At 57.4% G+C, this 17703-nt stretch carries 15 protein-coding genes; 4 read left to right on the top strand and 11 right to left on the bottom strand.

Features of this window, described 5'->3' with window-relative positions; genetic code table 11:
- Positions 1–11 precede the first annotated feature (11 nt).
- Positions 12–2174: a glycosyl hydrolase family 28 protein gene (locus H7R56_RS21305; protein ID WP_106930439.1), complete on the top strand. Its 2163-nt coding sequence runs from the start codon at positions 12–14 to the stop codon at positions 2172–2174.
- Here H7R56_RS21305 and H7R56_RS21300 read toward each other — a convergent pair.
- Positions 2171–3088, bottom strand: coding sequence for a GntR family transcriptional regulator (locus tag H7R56_RS21300; RefSeq protein ID WP_106930437.1), 918 nt, complete (start codon positions 3086–3088; stop codon positions 2171–2173). The two genes, H7R56_RS21305 and H7R56_RS21300, sit on opposite strands and share 4 nt — an antisense overlap.
- 145 nt (positions 3089–3233) lie before the next feature.
- Here H7R56_RS21300 and H7R56_RS21295 point away from each other — a divergent pair, with 145 nt between their 5' ends.
- The 3 genes from H7R56_RS21295 to tsr all read left to right on the top strand — a co-directional run bounded on the left by H7R56_RS21295 (position 3234) and on the right by tsr (position 7318).
- The gene (locus tag H7R56_RS21295) at positions 3234–4277 is read left to right on the top strand and encodes a zinc-binding alcohol dehydrogenase family protein (protein ID WP_182928702.1); all 1044 of its coding nucleotides are present in this window, start codon (positions 3234–3236) and stop codon (positions 4275–4277) included.
- A gap of 86 nt (positions 4278–4363) precedes the next feature.
- Positions 4364–5380: an Ldh family oxidoreductase gene (locus tag H7R56_RS21290; protein ID WP_106930435.1), complete on the top strand. Its 1017-nt coding sequence runs from the start codon at positions 4364–4366 to the stop codon at positions 5378–5380.
- Between the two features lie 273 nt (positions 5381–5653).
- Positions 5654–7318 carry a methyl-accepting chemotaxis protein gene (gene tsr, locus H7R56_RS21285; RefSeq protein ID WP_106930431.1) on the top strand — a complete coding sequence of 555 codons (1665 nt, stop codon included), beginning with the start codon at positions 5654–5656 and terminating at the stop codon, positions 7316–7318.
- A 25-nt stretch (positions 7319–7343) separates the two neighbouring features.
- Here the strand turns inward: tsr and H7R56_RS21280 are convergent, their stop codons facing one another.
- The 10 genes from H7R56_RS21280 to opgB form a co-directional block, all read right to left on the bottom strand.
- The gene (locus H7R56_RS21280) at positions 7344–7859 is read right to left on the bottom strand and encodes a GNAT family N-acetyltransferase (RefSeq protein WP_106930429.1); all 516 of its coding nucleotides are present in this window, start codon (positions 7857–7859) and stop codon (positions 7344–7346) included.
- Between the two features lie 39 nt (positions 7860–7898).
- The gene (locus tag H7R56_RS21275; RefSeq protein ID WP_106930427.1) at positions 7899–8375 is read right to left on the bottom strand and encodes a FidL-like protein; all 477 of its coding nucleotides are present in this window, start codon (positions 8373–8375) and stop codon (positions 7899–7901) included.
- A gap of 3 nt (positions 8376–8378) precedes the next feature.
- Complete coding sequence (locus H7R56_RS21270) at positions 8379–9143, bottom strand: winged helix-turn-helix domain-containing protein (protein WP_106930425.1); 765 nt, start codon at positions 9141–9143, stop codon at positions 8379–8381.
- A 111-nt stretch (positions 9144–9254) separates the two neighbouring features.
- Positions 9255–10223 (bottom strand): Csu type fimbrial protein, encoded by a 969-nt coding sequence (locus tag H7R56_RS21265; protein ID WP_106930423.1) that lies wholly within the window; start codon positions 10221–10223, stop codon positions 9255–9257.
- The gene (locus H7R56_RS21260; protein ID WP_223878970.1) at positions 10214–12487 is read right to left on the bottom strand and encodes a fimbria/pilus outer membrane usher protein; all 2274 of its coding nucleotides are present in this window, start codon (positions 12485–12487) and stop codon (positions 10214–10216) included. The genes H7R56_RS21265 and H7R56_RS21260 overlap by 10 nt, the downstream gene beginning before the upstream one ends.
- On the bottom strand, positions 12414–13169 hold the full coding sequence (locus tag H7R56_RS21255; protein WP_106930418.1) for a fimbrial biogenesis chaperone: 756 nt from the start codon (positions 13167–13169) through the stop codon (positions 12414–12416). Before H7R56_RS21255 ends, H7R56_RS21260 begins: the two co-directional genes overlap by 74 nt.
- A 1-nt stretch (position 13170) precedes the next feature.
- On the bottom strand, positions 13171–13665 hold the full coding sequence (locus tag H7R56_RS21250; RefSeq protein ID WP_106930416.1) for a Csu type fimbrial protein: 495 nt from the start codon (positions 13663–13665) through the stop codon (positions 13171–13173).
- 233 nt (positions 13666–13898) lie between these two features.
- A complete protein-coding gene (locus H7R56_RS21245) occupies positions 13899–14432 on the bottom strand; it encodes a helix-turn-helix transcriptional regulator (RefSeq protein ID WP_106925197.1) in 534 nt (177 codons plus the stop codon).
- Positions 14433–14437: 5 nt separating this feature from the next.
- On the bottom strand, positions 14438–15073 hold the full coding sequence (locus tag H7R56_RS21240; protein WP_106925198.1) for an EAL domain-containing protein: 636 nt from the start codon (positions 15071–15073) through the stop codon (positions 14438–14440).
- A 194-nt stretch (positions 15074–15267) separates the two neighbouring features.
- Positions 15268–17562 (bottom strand): phosphatidylglycerol--membrane-oligosaccharide glycerophosphotransferase, encoded by a 2295-nt coding sequence (gene opgB / locus H7R56_RS21235; protein ID WP_106925199.1) that lies wholly within the window; start codon positions 17560–17562, stop codon positions 15268–15270.
- Positions 17563–17703: the final 141 nt, after the last annotated feature.

Genomic DNA, 17703 nt, shown 5'->3' with positions numbered 1-17703 from the left:
AGGACAAGGTCATGACGACAAACCCCAGCGCGGTGCTGAGCGTCGAGGAAGAGCAAAAAATTCTGGCGCGGATCCACGATCCGCGTATTCCTTCAGCCGAGGTGAACGTGCGCGATTTTGGCGCCGTCGGCGACGGCGTCACGCTGGACACCCAGGCAATTCAGCGGGCAATCGCTCATCTCCACCGCCAGGGCGGCGGCAGAGTGGTGGTGCCAGCCGGTCGCTATCTTACCGGCTCACTGGCGCTGCTCAGCAATATAAACCTGCATCTGGATAGCCCACAGAGCGTGCTGCTGTTCACGACCGAGACCACCGAAGCGCACTACCCGCTGGCTTTCGGCCACTGGGAGTGCTCGCCGCTGTGGAACTACCGGGCGCTGATTTACGCCTGCGATGCGCAGAATATTGCGTTGACCGGGCGGGGCGTGCTGGACGGTCAGGCCAGCGACAGCGTCTGGTGGCACTGGACGCATCAGATTGAGCACGCCTGGTCGACCTCCGCCCGCAACCTGCAGCGCCCGGCCAGCCTGCGTCTGCGCGAAATGAACCTCAACGGCGTGCCGGTCGCCGAGCGCCGTTTTGGCGACGGCCACTACCTGCGGCCGATGTTTATTCAGACCCTGCGCTGTGAGAACGTCCTGCTGGAAGGCGTTACGCTGCGCAATTCGCCGATGTGGCAGGTGAACCCGGTCCTGTGCCGCAACGTTACCGTCCGGCGCATGACGCTGCGCTCCCACGGCCACAATAACGACGGCGTCGACCCGGAAAGCTGCTGCGATGTATTAATTGAAGATAACCTGTTTGACTCCGGTGATGACTGCATCGCCATTAAGTCCGGGCGCGATCGCGACGGGCGTGAGGCCAATATTCCCTGTGAAAACATCATCATCCGCCATAACCGTTTTGCCGATGGCCACGGCGGCATTGCGTTAGGCAGCGAGATGAGCGGCGGTATCCGCAACGTGTTCGCCGTGGGGAATGAATTTGATAGCCCGGCGCTGACTTACCCGCTGCGCCTCAAAGCTAACGCCCTGCGCGGCGGGGTGATTGAAAACGTCTGGCTGCGCCACTCGCGGGTGAAGCGGGTGCGCGATGCGGTGGTCCACGCCACCATGAACTATGCCGAGGGCGTTTACGGCAGCCATCTGCCGCGTTTTCGCAATATCGTGGTTGAAGATCTGGAAGCGAGCGGCGGCGAATACGGCCTGTTTATCGAAGGGCTGGCACAGTCGCCAATTGAAGGGCTGGTGCTGAAGGATATTCGCATCACCGACGTTGAGCATCCGCTGCACGCCGCCCACTGGGGCAGCGGCGTGAAGGTGGAAAATGTCACCATTAACGGGCTGGCCTATCCGCGCCCGGTGCAGCTGTTTATTCGCGGGCTACCGCAGGTGGGCGACTATCTACGGGCGATTGCGCAGCTGCCGGGCAATGACGATGCGGTCCTGCGCTATTCGTGGTGGCTGGGAAAAACGGCGGAAGGGCCAATGACGCCGCTGGGCGAGGGCGATATTCTGGCGCTCACGCCGACGATGGCCGGGCGTTTTGTACGCTGTCGGGTAAACCACGGAGAGATGAGCCTGCTGAGTAAGCCGTGGCTGATTCAGCCGGAGGGCAGCATCGATCTGGCGAGCAGCCATTCGGTTAATGCCGGTATTTTGTGCGCGCGCGGGGTGATCGAAGAGAAAGGCGGCGCGGAATGTATTACCCGCTTTGAGCTAGCGCAGATGATCATTCGCCTGTGGGGATTGCAGTATCAGCCGTCGAATGGGGTCGTCATCCAGGATATTGCGCCGGATTCCGTCTGGTATCCGGGCATTGCCGCCCTGATTCAGCGCGGCATGATGGCGCTGGTGCAGGGGAAATTCCTGCCCGACCGCCCGATGCGTCGCGAAGAGGCGGCGACGGTCGCCATGATGAGCTGCGGCGTGTCGTACCGTAACGCCTCCACGATGCTGCAATCGACCTTTACCGACGGGCGCATTCTGCGCGATATCTACCTTACCAATGCTCAGCGCGCGGTGGCCTTTGGTTTTATGCGCTGCGATGAGGAAGGCCGCTTCCGCCCACGCCGCTATCTGCGCCGCCACGAGGCGCTGGAGATGCTGCTGGCGATTGGCCACTTTATGGGCGATCAGGATGCACAGCAGCGGCAGGTGAAGCCGCTGCGTTAGTGGGAGCGGCGGCGGGCAGTTTGATCGATCGAACGGATCATCGACTGCTTCGCCGTCATTAAATGGTTGCGCAGCGCCAGGGTGGCGTCGATCTCGTTACGACAGATCAGCGCTGTCAGGATCATCATGTGCTCATCAATGGCGATAATATTGCGCTGTTTAAGATCGCTTTCATCCCACTGATAGTGGAAGTGGAAAATAACCGAGATAATTTCCAGTGACTGATTAAAAAATATATTTTCGGCGGCCGAAAGCAATAAGGCATGAAAATCCCGGTCAAGCTGGGAGAATGTTTTTACGTTGTCACCAATACGATCTCTTAATTGCCGATGGTGCTCCAGTAATGTTTTCGCCTGTAGCCAGCGAGGGTCGCCGTCGGGTAAATTAAGAAAGCGCTGAAGGGCGTGTAATTCCAGCATTTCGCGTAATTCAAAAAGCTGCTCGGCGTAGGAGCGGTCAAATTCTTTCATGCGCCAAAGACCGCGCTTTTCGCTGACGATAAGATTATAGCGGCCAAATTTCAGCAAATATTCTCTGGCCGCCACCGGACTGACGCCGGCCATTTTTGCCAGGGCAATTTCGCTCATCACTTCCCCGGCCTTCAGCTGCCGCTGGTTAATCATTGAAAAAAATGCCTGTTCAAAAATCTGCGTCTGTTCTTCGAGCGGCGCCTGGGTGCACTCAAAGCCGTCCAGCGCATCAGGTTTGCGTAGCACGATGTAATCTTTGCCAATTTTCTCCAGCACGCCGCGCTGCTGCAGGTGGGTGAGAATGTGCCTGACGGTGGTGCGGCTGATGTTAAACATCTCGCCCAGCGCCGACTGCACCGGCAGCGGAGAAGGAATATGACCGCGGGCGATACCATCGATAATCTGATTCACCACGCTACGACGTAAATTCTGCGAACGGCTCATGCTGCATCCTCCTGATAATGATTAAAAACGAATTTAAAACCTATTTCTGCGTTGGCATTCACAAGAATTTGTTGCACTGATACGGAATTACCGCGAAATCCACAATAACAAGGAGAACATAAAAGGAGAAGCCCCAATGATTATTATGAAAACGTTAGTTTGTCAGCAACCCGGAGAATGGGCGTGGCAGTCGCGGAATATTCCAAAACCACAAAAAGATGAGGTATTAATAAAAATAAAAACGGTCGGAATATGCGGTACGGATATCCATGCGTGGGGAGGCAAACAGCCTTTTTTCAGCTACCCGCGGGTATTAGGCCATGAAATTTGTGGCGATATTGTTGAGGTGGGGAGCGCCGTTCAGACATGGCGGGTTGGCCAGCAGGTGGCGGTAATCCCCTACGTAGCCTGTCATACCTGTAGCGCCTGCCAGAGTGGACGCGACAACTGCTGTGAAAATATCGCGGTGATCGGCGTGCATCGTGACGGTGGTTTTAGCGAGTTTCTGTGTGTACCGCAGCAAAACATCCTGTTGGCGGAAGGCATTGCGCCGGAGGCCGTGGCGCTAATTGAACCGTTTGCCATCAGCGCTCATGCGGTGCGCAGAGCGGCGGTGCAGGCGGGCGACGAAGTGCTGGTGGTTGGCGCGGGGCCAATTGGCCTGGGCGCGGCGGCGATTGCCAAAGCCGAAGGCGCGCGGGTGGCGGTGGCGGATGTCAGCAGCGATCGGCGCGCACACGTGGCGGCGCAGTTGGATCTTCCGACGCTCGATCCGCTGGCGGCGGATTTTGACGCCCGGCTACGCGCTTTGTTTGGCGGCAATCTGGCGCACAAGATCGTGGATGCCACGGGCAGCCCGCAGTCGATGAATCGCGCGGTGGATCTGATCCGCCACGGCGGCAGCATCGTATTTGTCGGCCTGTTTAAAGGCGGCCTGCAGTTTTCCGATCCGGAGTTTCATAAAAAAGAGACCACCCTGATGGGCAGCCGCAATGCCACCGCTGAAGATTTTGTTCGCGTCGGCGAGCTGATGCGCAGCGGCGCGCTGAGTGCTGAGATGCTGCTGACCCATCGGTTGCGCTTTAGCGAACTGGGTAGCACCTTTGAGCGTGACGTCATCAATAATCCACGGCTGATTAAAGGCGTGATAGAGTTTGCGCAGAACATCGACGGCGCCTCTGGAAATTAATGTGATTTAAATCACTACGTTAACCAAGTAAAACCTGCGCCTCCGTCTACGCTTTATGCCAGTACAACAATAATACGGAGATTTACATGACAACGGTCAACATCGCACTCAACGACGCTTACACGCTGGCCTTCGAGGTCCTGCGCGCCAACGGTTTTTCACAGCCTCACGCCGACGCCATTGCGCGCAACGTGACGGCGGGCGAACGCGACGGCTGTGCATCGCACGGCCTGTGGCGTCTGCTGGGGATTGTCGAAACCCTGCGCAAAGGCAAAGTGTCGCCGGACGCTGAGCCGACCATCGTCGATCAGGCTCCGGCGATTGTGAAAGCCGACGCCCACGGCGCCTATTCGCTGTGCGCTTATGAACAGGCGCTGCCGCTGTTGATTGAGAAGGCGCGCCACTGCGGCATTGCGGCGCTGGCGATCAACCGTTGCGTGCATTTCTCCGCGCTGTTTGCCGACGTGGAACCGCTGACCGAGGTCGGGCTGGTGGGCTATGCGTGCACGCCAAGCCACGCATGGGTGGCCCCGGCGGGCGGCACGCAGCCGCTGTTTGGTACCAACCCGATTGCCTTCGGCTGGCCGCGCGGCGACAAGCCGCCGTTTATTTTTGATATGGCGACCAGCGCGGCGGCGCGCGGTGAAATTCAGCTGCATCAGCGGGCGGGTAAGTCGATTCCTGAGGGCTGGGGGATTGATAGCAACGGCCAGCCGACCACCGATCCTCAGGCGGTGCTCGATGGGGCGATGCTGACCTTCGGCGGCCACAAAGGGTCGGCACTGGCGGCGATGGTGGAACTGTTTGCCGGGCCGCTGATTGGCGATATGACCAGCGCCGAATCGCTGGCGTGGGACAACGGCGCGGGCGGTCTGCCTTACGGCGGCGAGCTGATTCTGGCGCTGGACCCACAGCGCTTCCTGGGCACGCAGGCCGAGGCGCATCTGGCGCGCGCCGAAACGCTGTTCAGCGGCATGCAGGCGCAGGGTGCACGACTGCCGGGCGAGCGTCGCTATCAGGCGCGTCAGCAAAGCGAGCAGCAGGGGCTGGAACTTTCCCGCAGTCTGTACGATGAGATTTGCGCGCTGGCTGAATCCATGTAGGCCGGATAAGGCAACGCCGCCATCCGGCAATGTGCGCGGTGATGCCTGATGGCGCTTTGCTCATCTGGCCTACGGGATATTCGACGTACGGGGCCATGCAGGCCGGATAAGGCAATGCCGCCATCCGGCAATGTGCGCGGTGGCGCCTGATGGCGCTTTGCTCATCTGGCCTACGGATTATCCTGAGGCCATGGTGCGTTAATAGTCACATTTTCTATAAAGTTTTTCCTTTCCCCGCCGAAAATTCGTTATTCGTCTGGAGGAAAGAGAAACATGTTAAAACGTATCAAAATTGTCACCAGCCTCGTGCTGGTTTTGGTGTTATTTGGCTTGTTGCAAATGGTATCAGGGGGCCTGTTCTTTAACTCGTTGAAGCACGACAAAGAGAACTTCACTATCTTGCAAACGGTGCGTCAGCAGCAGTCCGGGCTGAACGGCAGCTGGGTTGCGCTACTGCAAACCCGTAATACCCTGAACCGCGCAGGGATTCGTTACATGATGGATCAGAACAACATTGGCAGCGGTGCTACCGTCGCCGAGCTGATGCAGATTGCCACGAAGTCTCTGGCGGATGCGGAAAAACGCTGGGCTGAGTATGAAGCGATGCCGCGCGATCCGCGTCAAAGCGAAGCGGCGGCGCTGGAAATTCAGCGCAACTACGACATTTACCACGGCGCGCTGGCCGAGCTGATTAAGCTGCTCGGTGCGGGCAAAATCAACGACTTCTTCGACCAGCCGACGCAGGGTTATCAGGATGGCTTTGAGAAAGCCTACGTTAACTACCTGCAGCAGAACGACAGCCTGTACGATCTGGCGGTGAATGACAGCAATGCGTCGTATACCCAAGCGCTGTGGATCCTCTTTAGCGTGATGATCGCGGTGCTGGCGGTGATCGTCAGCGTGTGGCTGGGCGTGCGCAAAACGCTTATCGCGCCACTGAATCGTTTAATCGACAGCATTCGCCATATTGCCGGGGGCGATCTGGTGAAGCGTATTGACGTGGAAAGCGACAACGAAATGGGCCAGCTGGCGCATTCGTTGCGTCATATGCAGGGCGAGCTGGCGCGCACCGTTGGTGAAGTCCGTCAGGGTGCCGATGCGATTTATAGCGGTGCCAGCGAAATCGCGATGGGCAATAACGATCTCTCTTCGCGTACCGAACAGCAGGCGGCCTCCCTTGAGGAGACGGCGGCCAGCATGGAAGAGCTGACCGCTACCGTGAAGCAGAACGCCGAAAACGCCCGTCAGGCCAGCCATCTGGCGCTGAGCGCGTCAGAAACCGCGCAGAAGGGCGGTAAAGTGGTGGATAACGTGGTGCAAACCATGCGTGATATCACCGCCAGTTCGCAGAAAATTGCCGACATTATCAGCGTGATTGACGGTATTGCCTTCCAGACCAACATCCTGGCGCTGAACGCCGCCGTGGAAGCCGCGCGTGCGGGTGAACAGGGCCGCGGGTTTGCGGTCGTGGCGGGCGAAGTGCGTAACCTGGCGCAGCGTAGCGCCCAGGCGGCGCGCGAGATTAAGAGCCTGATTGAAGACTCGGTTAACCGTGTCGATCTCGGTTCGACGCTGGTGGAAAGCGCCGGTGAAACCATGGATGAGATCGTGAATGCAGTCACCCGCGTGACCGATATTATGGGGGAAATCGCCTCGGCGTCCGATGAGCAGAGCCGCGGTATCGACCAGGTCGGTCTGGCGGTGGCAGAGATGGACCGCGTCACTCAGCAGAACGCCTCGCTGGTGGAAGAGTCCGCTGCTGCTGCGGCGGCGCTGGAAGAGCAGGCCAGCCGCCTGACTCAGGCGGTGGCGGTATTCCGCATTCAGCAGAGCCAGGCTAACGCCGGGCGCGAATCGGCCAGCGCGGCAACGCCAGCGCCGGTGATGCTGCGCAAAGCGGCGGCCACCGACAGCGGTGAAAACTGGGAAACGTTCTGATATTTTCGCGCCCTTAACGGGCGCGTTAACCTAGCGTCAGGCGCATGGCGCAGCGTGATTCATACGCCATACCGTGCGCCGCTTCTTCTGCCAGCGTCATCCTCAGCGATGGGCTGAGCGTCTCGTCCGCCAGAAATTCAAATCCCTGCTTCGCATACCACGGCCCGTTCCACGGCACCGTGCGAAAGGTGGTCAACGTCAGCGCACGAAAGCCTTTTTCTCGCGCTTGGGCAATCACATAGGCCATTAATCGGCGGCCAAGGCCGCGCCCCTGCCACGCCTGATGCAGCGAAAATTCAACGATAAACAGAACGTTACCCTGCGCCTGAGCCAGCAAAAATCCCACCGGGCGATCGTCGACCAGCGCCAGCCAGCTTGTGCCTGCGTCAACGTATTCACGATGGCGCTCGGCCGAGATGACCGGGCTTTCTGCCAGCCAGGCCAGTTCGGGTACCTGCCGAAAGCGCTGCCCGGCGGCGCGTTCAATGGCAGGTAGAGCGGTAATCTCCGCCGGGGCGGTCGGGCGAAAGGTGTATATCATCGGCCGAGTATAGCCTGCGCGCTCATACCGATGCGACGGTTAACGGGTGCACACCAGAATCGGTGAATAGAAATTGCTGATAACGATGGCGTCGTCCGGAGTTTTGCGAATGTTCAGCAGCCGCTTTTGCCCGGAGGTGATGCCGAGCGCGTATTGTTCAAAAATGCCTGCCGGGACATTGTCATGGCCAAATTTTTCGACCTGTTTAATGTGCAGCTGGTAAAACATTTCATGTACGTGCTGCCAGTCAAAGCTCTCCTGGCGCGAGACTTTCCAGTTCTGGCCGTTAGTCACGACGTCGCCGTTGACGTTGAAATAGCCCGTGCCGTCCGGCGTGAAGTGCATGACCACCATGCCTTCGAAGGTGAAATGATTATCCTGGTGGCTGTCTTTGTAGGTCAGGCTGCCCTGGCAGGTCATGGAAAGACGCGTGCTCTGGTCAATCCACAGCAGGGTGCCCAGGATCAACAGGGCATTCAGGGCAATGACGCAAAGGAGTCTTTTTTTCTGTTTCACTCTCTACCACTCGTAAAAAAACAGCGTCTGACAGGAGCTGGCCTTGCCGCGGAACTGGGAACACTGGCTCAGTACCAGACGACCTTTATCGCCGTAAAATACCGGGTCCTGGGGATGAAAATAAAAAATGGCGCTGGGCAAGCAGGTGAACGTTCCGGCCTCTTTTATTTGCATGACCAGGCGCTTTGCTCGCTCGGTGAAAACATCGGAAAGCGGCGTCAGCGTATAGACCGGGCAGCTACCGATGTGCGTCAGCAGGTGGGGAGTAAACTGCTGGCGCTGTGCGTTCCAGATCAGCGCGGCGGCGCAGAATACGAGTACCGCGGCGGTGAGCACGCCGTCAATCCAGTTCCGTTTCTGGCGTCCTGCGGGCTTGACGACAATTGGCGCCTGCGCAGGCGCGGGAACGGCCACCGGTGCAGGTTCCGGTTCGCCGAGCGGTACGATGGCAATATCCGCGCTCAGCATAAATCCGACTTTCGGTACGGTGACGATAAACAGGCGCTCTGGCACCAGGCCCGCCAGCAGTTTACGCAGAATGCTGATGTATTGGTTGAGCGAATTGCTCGAGCCGCGCAGTCCGCGATCGTCCCACACCTGTTGTAAAAAAACCTCGCGTTCGACCACCATGCCGTGGTGGGCGATCAGCAGGTTCAGAATGGTTTGCGCGGTGCAGGTCAGCGTCTGGCTTTCGGAGCCTTCACTGTGTAGGGTGAGTGAACCATCCTCGTTGTCATACACGATGGCGTCTGCCAGCAGATATTTCATGGTTTTTGTCGGCGATCCGGAGCGGAAATAAAAGAGGTATCAGATGCGAGAAGGGCAACTGTAGCGTGAATTGTTATCGGTAACATTGATCCAAGCCGCGCAAAATATAGATTAATAAGTGAGCGTGATGACAACATCGTCGCTAAACGCCCCCGTGCCGGAGAGCGTTTGCGGCGGAACCGTGCCATAAACGATAATAGACTGCACGTTTCCATCGGGATGAGTCACCTCCATCGTATTGCTTGCTGACCGATCGCCCCAGGGAACGGTGGCGGAGGCGTCTTGCCAAAGCGCATATTGCAGGCACTGCTGCCGGTCGTTACACATCTGGCGCTGGCTTCCTGAGGCATGCGCACCGTCGCTGATGCCTAATGTGTAGCGTGTTCCCACCGGGCAGCGCGCGCGAAGGGTCGCCGTGGAGGTGAGCTGTCCGGTCAGCGCCGTGCTGCCGACGATGCCAAAATCGAGCGGGGTGACGCTCTGAATAAAACAGCTGTCGGACAGCGTTGCGCTGGCGTTGGACGATAAATCCGTTGCCAGCCCCTGCGACGCGCCGTCCTGGCAGCTGGTCAGCGCCTCTTTTTGCGTGGCGCTGTTCCAGGTCAGCTTGAGTCCCAAAGTGTAGTTGAAGTAGCTGCGAACCGGCAGGTCGTTTTGCCCGGAAGGAATGGTCGCCAGCAGCGGAAAGCTGCCGCCGGACGTCAGGTTGCCGCCTATCGTCAGCGCGGTTTGCAGCGCACGCCCCGCGCCGAGGGAGGTCAGTTCCTGGCTGTTATCCAGCGCGCTGAACAGGCGAAACAGCATGGTGTACTGTTTCCCTTCGTTATCGCCGTTAGAGGTCATTTTGAAAGGGGCGCTTTCCAGGCTACTGAGGCAAACGTTGAAGTAGCGCGTTTCACCATAATCCGCGTAGCAGCTGAATTTGACGCTGGTCTGCGTCGAGCTGGTGTTACCCGCGACCAGCGTACCGAATACGGTCGATGCTCCCTGAGTTATCCAGCAGCTGGCGGCAACGGCAGGACGCGAAAGCAACGCACATGCCAGCAGGAGCAGCAAGAAGATGGGTGATTTTACTGGCACAGTAAGGTTCCGAGGTTAAGCGTCGCGGCGTCAGATGCGGCGGCGGGCAGATTGACGGTACAGCCGCCGGTGGGCATCTGAATGTGTAACGCACCCGGCATCGGCGGGTTCTCCAGCCAGATAAACCCGTCGCGTCCGATGATAGATTCGCCGCCAGAGTAGCTGACGCCGCTGCCCACCGGCAGCGGCTGGCGGCCACGGTCGAGAATTCGGGCTGAGAGGGTGCGCGCGCGATGCACCTGGAAATCGACCTTCACCGCCGTGCTCAGACCCGGGCGGGCGTGCATCTCGACGATGGGCGTCGCGATTTCCGGCGGCAGGCTTAACGGATCGAGCGAGATTTTGGCATTGTGATAGCGCGGTAAATCTGTCAGCAGCAAATAGCCATGTTCGTCGGTGCTGCCCGCCGGGCGATTTTCGACGGCAATGGGGATATTGCCGATGCCGTCGGTAGAGACCAGCGCGATCCCCTGGCGGTTATAGCGCAGCGCATAGGGGTGACTTTCCAGCAACATGAGCGAGCCTTCTCCGCTGAGGTATCGGCTGGTGCTGCTTTGGTCGCGGTCGAATCCGGCGTGCCATTCACCGTAGCTCCCCAGATAGCCGGCATCCGCATGATCCTGACGGGTGCTGCCCGTATTCTGACTCACCTGCCACGACCAGCCGCCCAGTTGATAGTCAGGCTGGTGGCGATAATCCCAGCGTGACGATTGGCTACCTGCCTGTAGCGATAGCGAATCCCGGTTGCCAAGCGGAATTGAGAACATGAGCTGGACGATTTTGTCTCCGCTACTGAGCGCATGGGTGAACCCTAGCGTGGCTGATACCCGATGCGGGAAGGACTTTGACCCGCTGATGTTCAGGTAGCGAGCGCCATCCTGGCGAACCCAGCCCGCGCCGAACGTGCCCCAGCCGGAAACGCTCTGGCTGATCCACAGGTTATCGTTGCGCGCGATCGGCTGGCTGCCGCTGACGCGGGCGATATCTGCCCATTCACTGCTGCTACGGCTGGTGCTGGTGGAAAAACTGAACCCGCGCGCGTTCCACTGGTATCCCATGCCCCATTTTATACCGTCACCCTGCGTGCTCTGGCTGGCAGCCGCGTGGCCGCTGACAATGCCAGCCGCCGGTGAGATCAGCCAGTCGCTGGCGATGCCGATGTTGTGTGCCCGGCGATGCTGTTCGCTGTGCGCGCTTACGGTCAGGCTGTTGCTCAGACCGTAGCGCCATCCGGCGTCGAGCAAGGGGGAGGCGGCATAGTCGTTGGAACGTTCGGCGTAGTGTTGGCGTAACCAGCCGATATCCAGCGAGCTGCTGCTCACGCCCTGCGCCAGCATTTCCGGCGCACCATATAAATCCAGCGTCACTTCTCGCCGCTGGCCGTTAATATCGGTGATCACGACCTGCGCCTGACCGCTGCCGGTAACGGTGGGCAGCGTATCCAGAATGTAGCCGCCCGGTTTGACCTGCTGGTGGCTTTGCTGCAGACCGTCAATGTATAAATCAACCGTCGACGGCAGCGCCACGCTATCGCTGAACTGGGCGCGCGGTGCAGTGTTTAGCTGCGGGTCGAGCTGGAAATTGCGCGCCAGGTGCAGGCCAGCAAAACGCACCTGTCTGCTCCAGCTCACGCCGGTGGTGATATTGTCGCCCAGCGCCACGCTGGTCAGGCTTTGCGGCAGATCGCGCTGCCAGGTGGTCATCAGGCGAGTGTGGCTGGCGCCATTTTCGCTCTGCCCACGCAGAAAGCGGCTGTTCATGGTGCTGCTGATTTGCCCCGGCAGCCAGCCGGAAGTTTGCAGCTGACTTTGCAGGCTGGTTTGCTGCTGCCCAGCCTGATCGCTGGCGTAGAGTGAATAGTCCAGCGTCAGGTTGCCCATCTCCTGCGCCTGTTGCAGAGACTGCGCGCTGCGACGCGGCCGGCTCTCCAGATGCTGAACGTGCGTTAACCCATGCTCAGGCAGGGTGAGAGACAGCTGCTGTTGCAGGCTGTCGAAGTGGGCTTCAAGGCCCTCGATAGCCGAAAGATTGAGCCATCCCTTCGCCGACGATTCTGGCGCAATGCCCAGCTTCTGCGCATCGGCAGCGGCTATCCACAGCCCATTACCCGTCACGTGAACGGCCCACAAACCATCGTAGGTGTAGTGGTTTACGGTCACGGACAGGTACTGGGTGTTTGGGGTCGGCGGCTCAGCGTGGAGCTTCATTGCCAGTAGCCACAGCAGCAGGATGCAGGTTAAGCAGGCTGGCTTGGGTATGTTCATTCAGATACGCGCGCAGGGAGGAGAGCAAAGAACGATTTCCGCGTTTAAACGGCAGCTTAAATTGCTGCCCCGCAAGGACATAGCCCGCGAGGCCGGAGAGGTTTTCTGCCACCTGACCGCGTTCGTTGAGCGCCTGAACGTTGCTGAGCCGGACGTGGGTGGTTCCCCGGTTCTTGCACCAGATATCGGCGTTTTGCTGTGAACAGATAAGCTGGTCAGCCTCGTTTTTACTGCCTGGCTGCCCGGCGGCGATAAAGAGGGGAATGGAGTAGCGCAGTAGAAAGTGGACGCCGTTTTGCTCGGTGCCGGTCTGATGACCGCCGGGCAGTTCATCGACCAGCAGGCGGAAACTTTGTTCCTGAGGGCGCTCGCTGGGGTTGAGAACCACAATGCGCACCAGCTGCTGCTGGCCCGGCAGCAGAGCGGTCACCGCCGGGCTGCTGACCACATCATCGGTCAGCGTGAGCACGTCTTTGCCCTGCGCCTGCGTCCAGTGATAAACGCGGATCTGCGCATGAATCGGCTGACTGCCGGTGTTGGTCAGGTACAGCGCGCCGGCGCGTTGGGCGGTGGAAAGGTTAAGCATAACCGGTGCCACCTGCAGCGTCGCGCCCATGGCGCAACGGGCGAACAGCAGTACGACGGCAAGCCAGCATAGGGCAAAGAGGGCAGTTCTGCGCATGTCAGTACACCAGATTCAGCGTAACGTCGTCGCTGTACAGGCCCGCTTTGGCGTTGGTCAGCGCCCCCGCCTCAATGACGCCAACAATTGTTTCAGACTGCGCCTGGCCGGTGCCGGTGCCTTCTATACCGCCGCTGGCGTTGACCGGCGTTTTCTTGCTTTCGTCCGCATAGAGCTTATAGGCGATATTCTGCGCGCCGATGCTGCTGTCTTCGGGTTTAAGCCAGAAAGTGCCGTCGCTGTCGCCATCACTGCTGGCCGCTGACAGAGCAAACGGCGTGCCGTTGGTGCACAGCACGCTCAGTTGGGTGCTTGCGTTAATCTCACTGGACTCGTCAGAACCGTGGCGGGAGAAATTCAGATCGCTGGCCTGTAGCGTGCAGGACTTCAGGACTTCCAGCGAAACGTGCATGGTCGTCGTTGCCGTACTATCGGCCAGCGCGGTTTGATGAAATACACACAACAAGCTGAAAATGACGACAGGCATCCTTTTCATAAGTGAGCTCCAGTAGATGAATAGATATCGTGATCTCATTAACGGGTATGGTCTGGGATGGTCAGCGGCAGAGGATAAATTCGGCTTAACAAATAAGGATATCTTTATTTGCTAAATCTCAGCCTATTCCTAACAATGTGATGAAAATGTTCATTGCGCGTTTCTCATCTATTTCTCGAAGGCGACAATACGGTAATATTTTACTTTGTTGGGCATATTGTTACCTTTGGTTATTACTGATAAAGCGAACGATTGTCGATATTGCGTATTTTTCGGTGCAATTCTGCAAGCGTATTGCAGTGAAACTTTGCCATTGCGTTACGACGGTGTGTATAAATCGTCTTAGGCGATTTATGCAGCATCCCGGCGATAGCGTTGGGAGAAAAACCCATAATTATCAATAAACAAATATGGATCTCTGAATGTGTAAGCGGCGTTTCTTTATGCGGCGTGCGGCGGAACTCAGGCTGTTTAAGCTGCTGGGTGAGCTGCTTTATCGACAGCTTATCGCTGAATACGCAGGCGCGATCCGGCGGTAAAATCTGCTGTACTTCTGGTACTCGATAATCTTCGGTGATAATCAGCCATTTACTGTCGCTATTATTGCGCAGGATCTTTTCACGCAGCTGGAATACGTTGTTATTGGTTTTTTCATTAAACCAGTGCAGCGCAGGGTACGGGTTAATCATATAGGGAACGGAATGCTTTAATCCCATCCACAGGAAATAGTTTTGACTAAGAACAACCAGCTCATACGGTGCAGACATATTGGTTACTTATTCCACAAAAAGCCCTGACCATAATTAGCGTGAGAATCACAGGCTAATTGGTAGTCAGCAATCGTTTCGATACCTTCAACAAGGACCTCGTCGGCAATTTTCTTGCAGCCCTGGGCCAGCTCGAGAAAGGGCTCTTTGCACTGGCGGCCTGTCCAGAAAGCGTGCTTATCAATCTTGGCACCCGAAAAGCGGTAATCCTGTTTAACCAGGCAGGGCAGAATGTCGTGATGAACGTCGTCAGCCCAAACGGCAAAACCCATGCTGCGCAGGGCGTCGATGAGTGCGCGCAGGCGCCTGCCGTCGGCGGGCGTGAGCAGCATGAGCTGGTCGAGATCGGTTAACTCAATGGCGATGCGCTGTGCTGCATCAGGTTCTTCGCCAAGGCGTTGTAAAAAATCAGGCGTCAGCAGAACGTCTGCGCTGGCGTTCAGATAATATTTTCCGGATGCGGGGGGATTGACCACGTGCGCAAGTTGCGCGAAGAAAAGGGCGACCCGGGCGTCGAGCGCCATGCTGTTGAAAAAAAGCTCGAGGTTAATCTGAGAAGAGGCGGTGGAAAGCACTTCCCAGGCAACGATGTTCTCGTTATCTAAGACGCGGATAGATTCGAATTTATAACCAGTGAGCATAATGACGCAGCAACATTTACCAAAGTTTTGTGTGTTGATAAATGCTAAATAATTTGCTTTTACTGGTATATTTATAAATACAAATTGAATTTATATAGTGTTTTAATCTGATTTATAATTTTTGTATAGATTTTTATTTTTACAAAAGTGGGCGGCGAGAAGGGGGGCGATATGCCCCCCGTGTGCATCCGGCGTTAACCCTCTGCGGCAATCACTTTGATTTCTACCATCCCGATGCCGAGCTTGCGCGGCGAGTGGCCGAGGATGTTACCCTCGTTGGTGGCCTGCGGGTCAGGAGGCACGATCACTAGCGTACTGGCGTCCGACGGGTTTTCGAAGTGCAGCGTGGTGGTGGTAACGTCGTGGCCGAGTGTGAGCATTTGCTCGCTGTCGCCGACGCGAACCGGGATGGGCTTATCGGCGTTCGGGCCAAAGGCCTTAGCGGTGATAACCAGGTCGAAGCGTTTTGGCAGCGGCTGCTGATACTCAATTTTTACCGCATCGCCGAGCTGTGCGTTGGACCAGCGTCCCCAGGATTCAGGGCGGGAGATGCCGCTAAAGCTTTTCACCTCTTCCGGCGCGCCGGCGACGTTAAAGATAAAGCTGTCGGCCTTATAGCGAATATCGTTATCGACGGTTTTGAGCGCATCCACGTTGCCTTTGTAGCGCACCATGTCGATGACCGTATCGCGAAAATCGGTCTTACCGTTCCAGACCGCTTTGTCGACGTGCTGCACTTTTTGTTCGCCGCCGAGCTGACCCTGTGAGACGCACCAGTCGGTAGACAGAGCCAGCTTGGGCGACCATAGCTGCGCCATCTTGTAGCAACGGTCGATCCAGACAAAGTTATCGCGCGGGGCGAAATCGGCCAGCTGGTAGCGCAGTGGAGCGGAGTATTCGCTTTCCGGCAGCGGCTCAACGCGGTTGTCAGACACGCGCAGCAGCAGCGGCAGGCGGAAATGGCTGCCGGAGAAGGCAATCATATTTTTCTGGCCGTCGATGGAGAACGTTTTGATCTCTTTCGGGAAATTCCACAGGCGAATGATATCCGGCTTCCACGCCAGCACCTTTTCCTTCATGTTGAGGAACACTTCCGACAGCGACTCTCCGGACAGACTACTGCGCCCCAGCCCGATGAAGTTGTCGCCACCCAGCATGTCCAGCACCGTAGCGCCGTTGTCCATCGTGTTACGCTTCACCGCGATGACGTCCTGGTCGTCGGGCTTATCGCCGCGCAGTACGAAGAACAGATTGCTGCGGTCCTGCTTGTTGAGGGCGTCCCAGGCGGTATTTTTCATCGCCAGATGGTCGGAGGAAACCACGATGATGGTATCTTTAAACCACGGTGATGCTTTGATTTTATTGATAAATTCAGCGATATGTTCCTGGCTACAGGCGACCGCGCTGAACGACTGGTTGGCTTTGCCATTGATGTCATACCGCTTACGGTTACAGGTACGGGAGATAAAGCCGTCCGGGTGGTGGGTATCGACGGTCAGGGTAAACAGTGAGAATCGCTTGCCTTCGCGGGACAGCGCTTCGAATTTCTTCCACGCTTCGTCGAGCACGGTATCGTCGTAATAACCCCAGTCGTTTTTATAGCTCGGGTCAGCGGCGGTGGTTTTCAGCTCTTCGGCACCGTAAAGATAGTCAAAACCGTGCGATTTCAGGAACACATCTTTACCGGCAAAGCGCAGGTTGGCGCCCTGAACGAAGTAGTTTTCGTAGCCGGAGTTTTTCAGGATATCGCCAAGGCAGATATTCTGCGGGAAGAAGCTCGACAGCGACGCCGAGGCGTTGCCTTCGAACGGCGCAAACAGTGGAATACCACACTGTGAGGCGACCATTCCGGCAATGGTGTAGTCGGTGCCCGGCAGCTGCATGGTGTGGCTAAAGTCCAGGCTCTGGTTTTTCAGCGCGCCCAGCTCCGGGGTCAGGTTCGGGAAGGCCTCATCGTCAAAATAGGTGCGCTCCAGACTCTCGCCGTAGATATAAACGAGATTCATCTTTGGCTTCGGAATCGTCTTCGACGGCTCTTTATAGTAGGCCGCGAAGTCCGGATCGCCATCGCGTGACTGGGATTTGACCAGCTCGCTAATCTGGCGGAAGGCCGGACTGGCGTCGACTGAGCAAACGGCCAGAATCAGCGCCAGCAGGCTGTAGCCGAAATGATGAGGATGAGAACGGCGTCGGCGCAATACCCAGCCCAGCGCGCCAAAGACGGCGAGCAGAGCGGCAGCGAGGCCGATGCCGGGAAGAATATATTTACTGACGCCTGCGCCGGTCAGGCTGTTGGTCAGCGTGTAGAGCACCGCATCGTTAATTCCGTCGCCGGTAAAGTAGTCGCTGGCGTACAGGGTGATATTCAGGACCACAAACAGGCCCAGTACGGTTAAGGTAGCGGCGAACCACCATTTATTACGCCCTGCCTTACAGGCGTAAATGGCGATGGAGGCCAGGAACAAAACGATGGATAACAACTCTGACACTAGACATCCTCAAGCGCGCCAGGTCTTCTGGCTGAACAGAAACTGACTTCACAATGTAATTGTGCCGTCATCTGTCTGCAATTCTAACGTGAGTAAAGTGCGTTGTTATTCGGAATTGGTTTAGATATGTTTATTATTTGA

It is taken from the genome of Klebsiella sp. WP3-W18-ESBL-02 (assembly GCF_014168815.1).
Lineage (GTDB): Bacteria > Pseudomonadota > Gammaproteobacteria > Enterobacterales > Enterobacteriaceae > Kluyvera > Kluyvera ascorbata_B.
This window is presented reverse-complemented; position numbering and strand designations above follow the sequence as displayed.

Coding starts and splice junctions, on each gene's coding strand:
- H7R56_RS21250 (WP_106930416.1), bottom strand. CDS start 13,665: ATGAAAAGGATGCCTGTCGTCATTTTCAGCTTGTTGTGTGTATTTCAT.
- H7R56_RS21300 (WP_106930437.1), bottom strand. CDS start 3,088: ATGAGCCGTTCGCAGAATTTACGTCGTAGCGTGGTGAATCAGATTATC.
- H7R56_RS21260 (WP_223878970.1), bottom strand. CDS start 12,487: ATGAACATACCCAAGCCAGCCTGCTTAACCTGCATCCTGCTGCTGTGG.
- H7R56_RS21240 (WP_106925198.1), bottom strand. CDS start 15,073: ATGCTCACTGGTTATAAATTCGAATCTATCCGCGTCTTAGATAACGAG.
- tsr (WP_106930431.1), top strand. CDS start 5,654: ATGTTAAAACGTATCAAAATTGTCACCAGCCTCGTGCTGGTTTTGGTG.
- H7R56_RS21255 (WP_106930418.1), bottom strand. CDS start 13,169: ATGCGCAGAACTGCCCTCTTTGCCCTATGCTGGCTTGCCGTCGTACTG.
- H7R56_RS21280 (WP_106930429.1), bottom strand. CDS start 7,859: ATGATATACACCTTTCGCCCGACCGCCCCGGCGGAGATTACCGCTCTA.
- H7R56_RS21290 (WP_106930435.1), top strand. CDS start 4,364: ATGACAACGGTCAACATCGCACTCAACGACGCTTACACGCTGGCCTTC.
- H7R56_RS21305 (WP_106930439.1), top strand. CDS start 12: ATGACGACAAACCCCAGCGCGGTGCTGAGCGTCGAGGAAGAGCAAAAA.
- H7R56_RS21295 (WP_182928702.1), top strand. CDS start 3,234: ATGAAAACGTTAGTTTGTCAGCAACCCGGAGAATGGGCGTGGCAGTCG.
- H7R56_RS21270 (WP_106930425.1), bottom strand. CDS start 9,143: ATGAAATATCTGCTGGCAGACGCCATCGTGTATGACAACGAGGATGGT.
- H7R56_RS21245 (WP_106925197.1), bottom strand. CDS start 14,432: ATGTCTGCACCGTATGAGCTGGTTGTTCTTAGTCAAAACTATTTCCTG.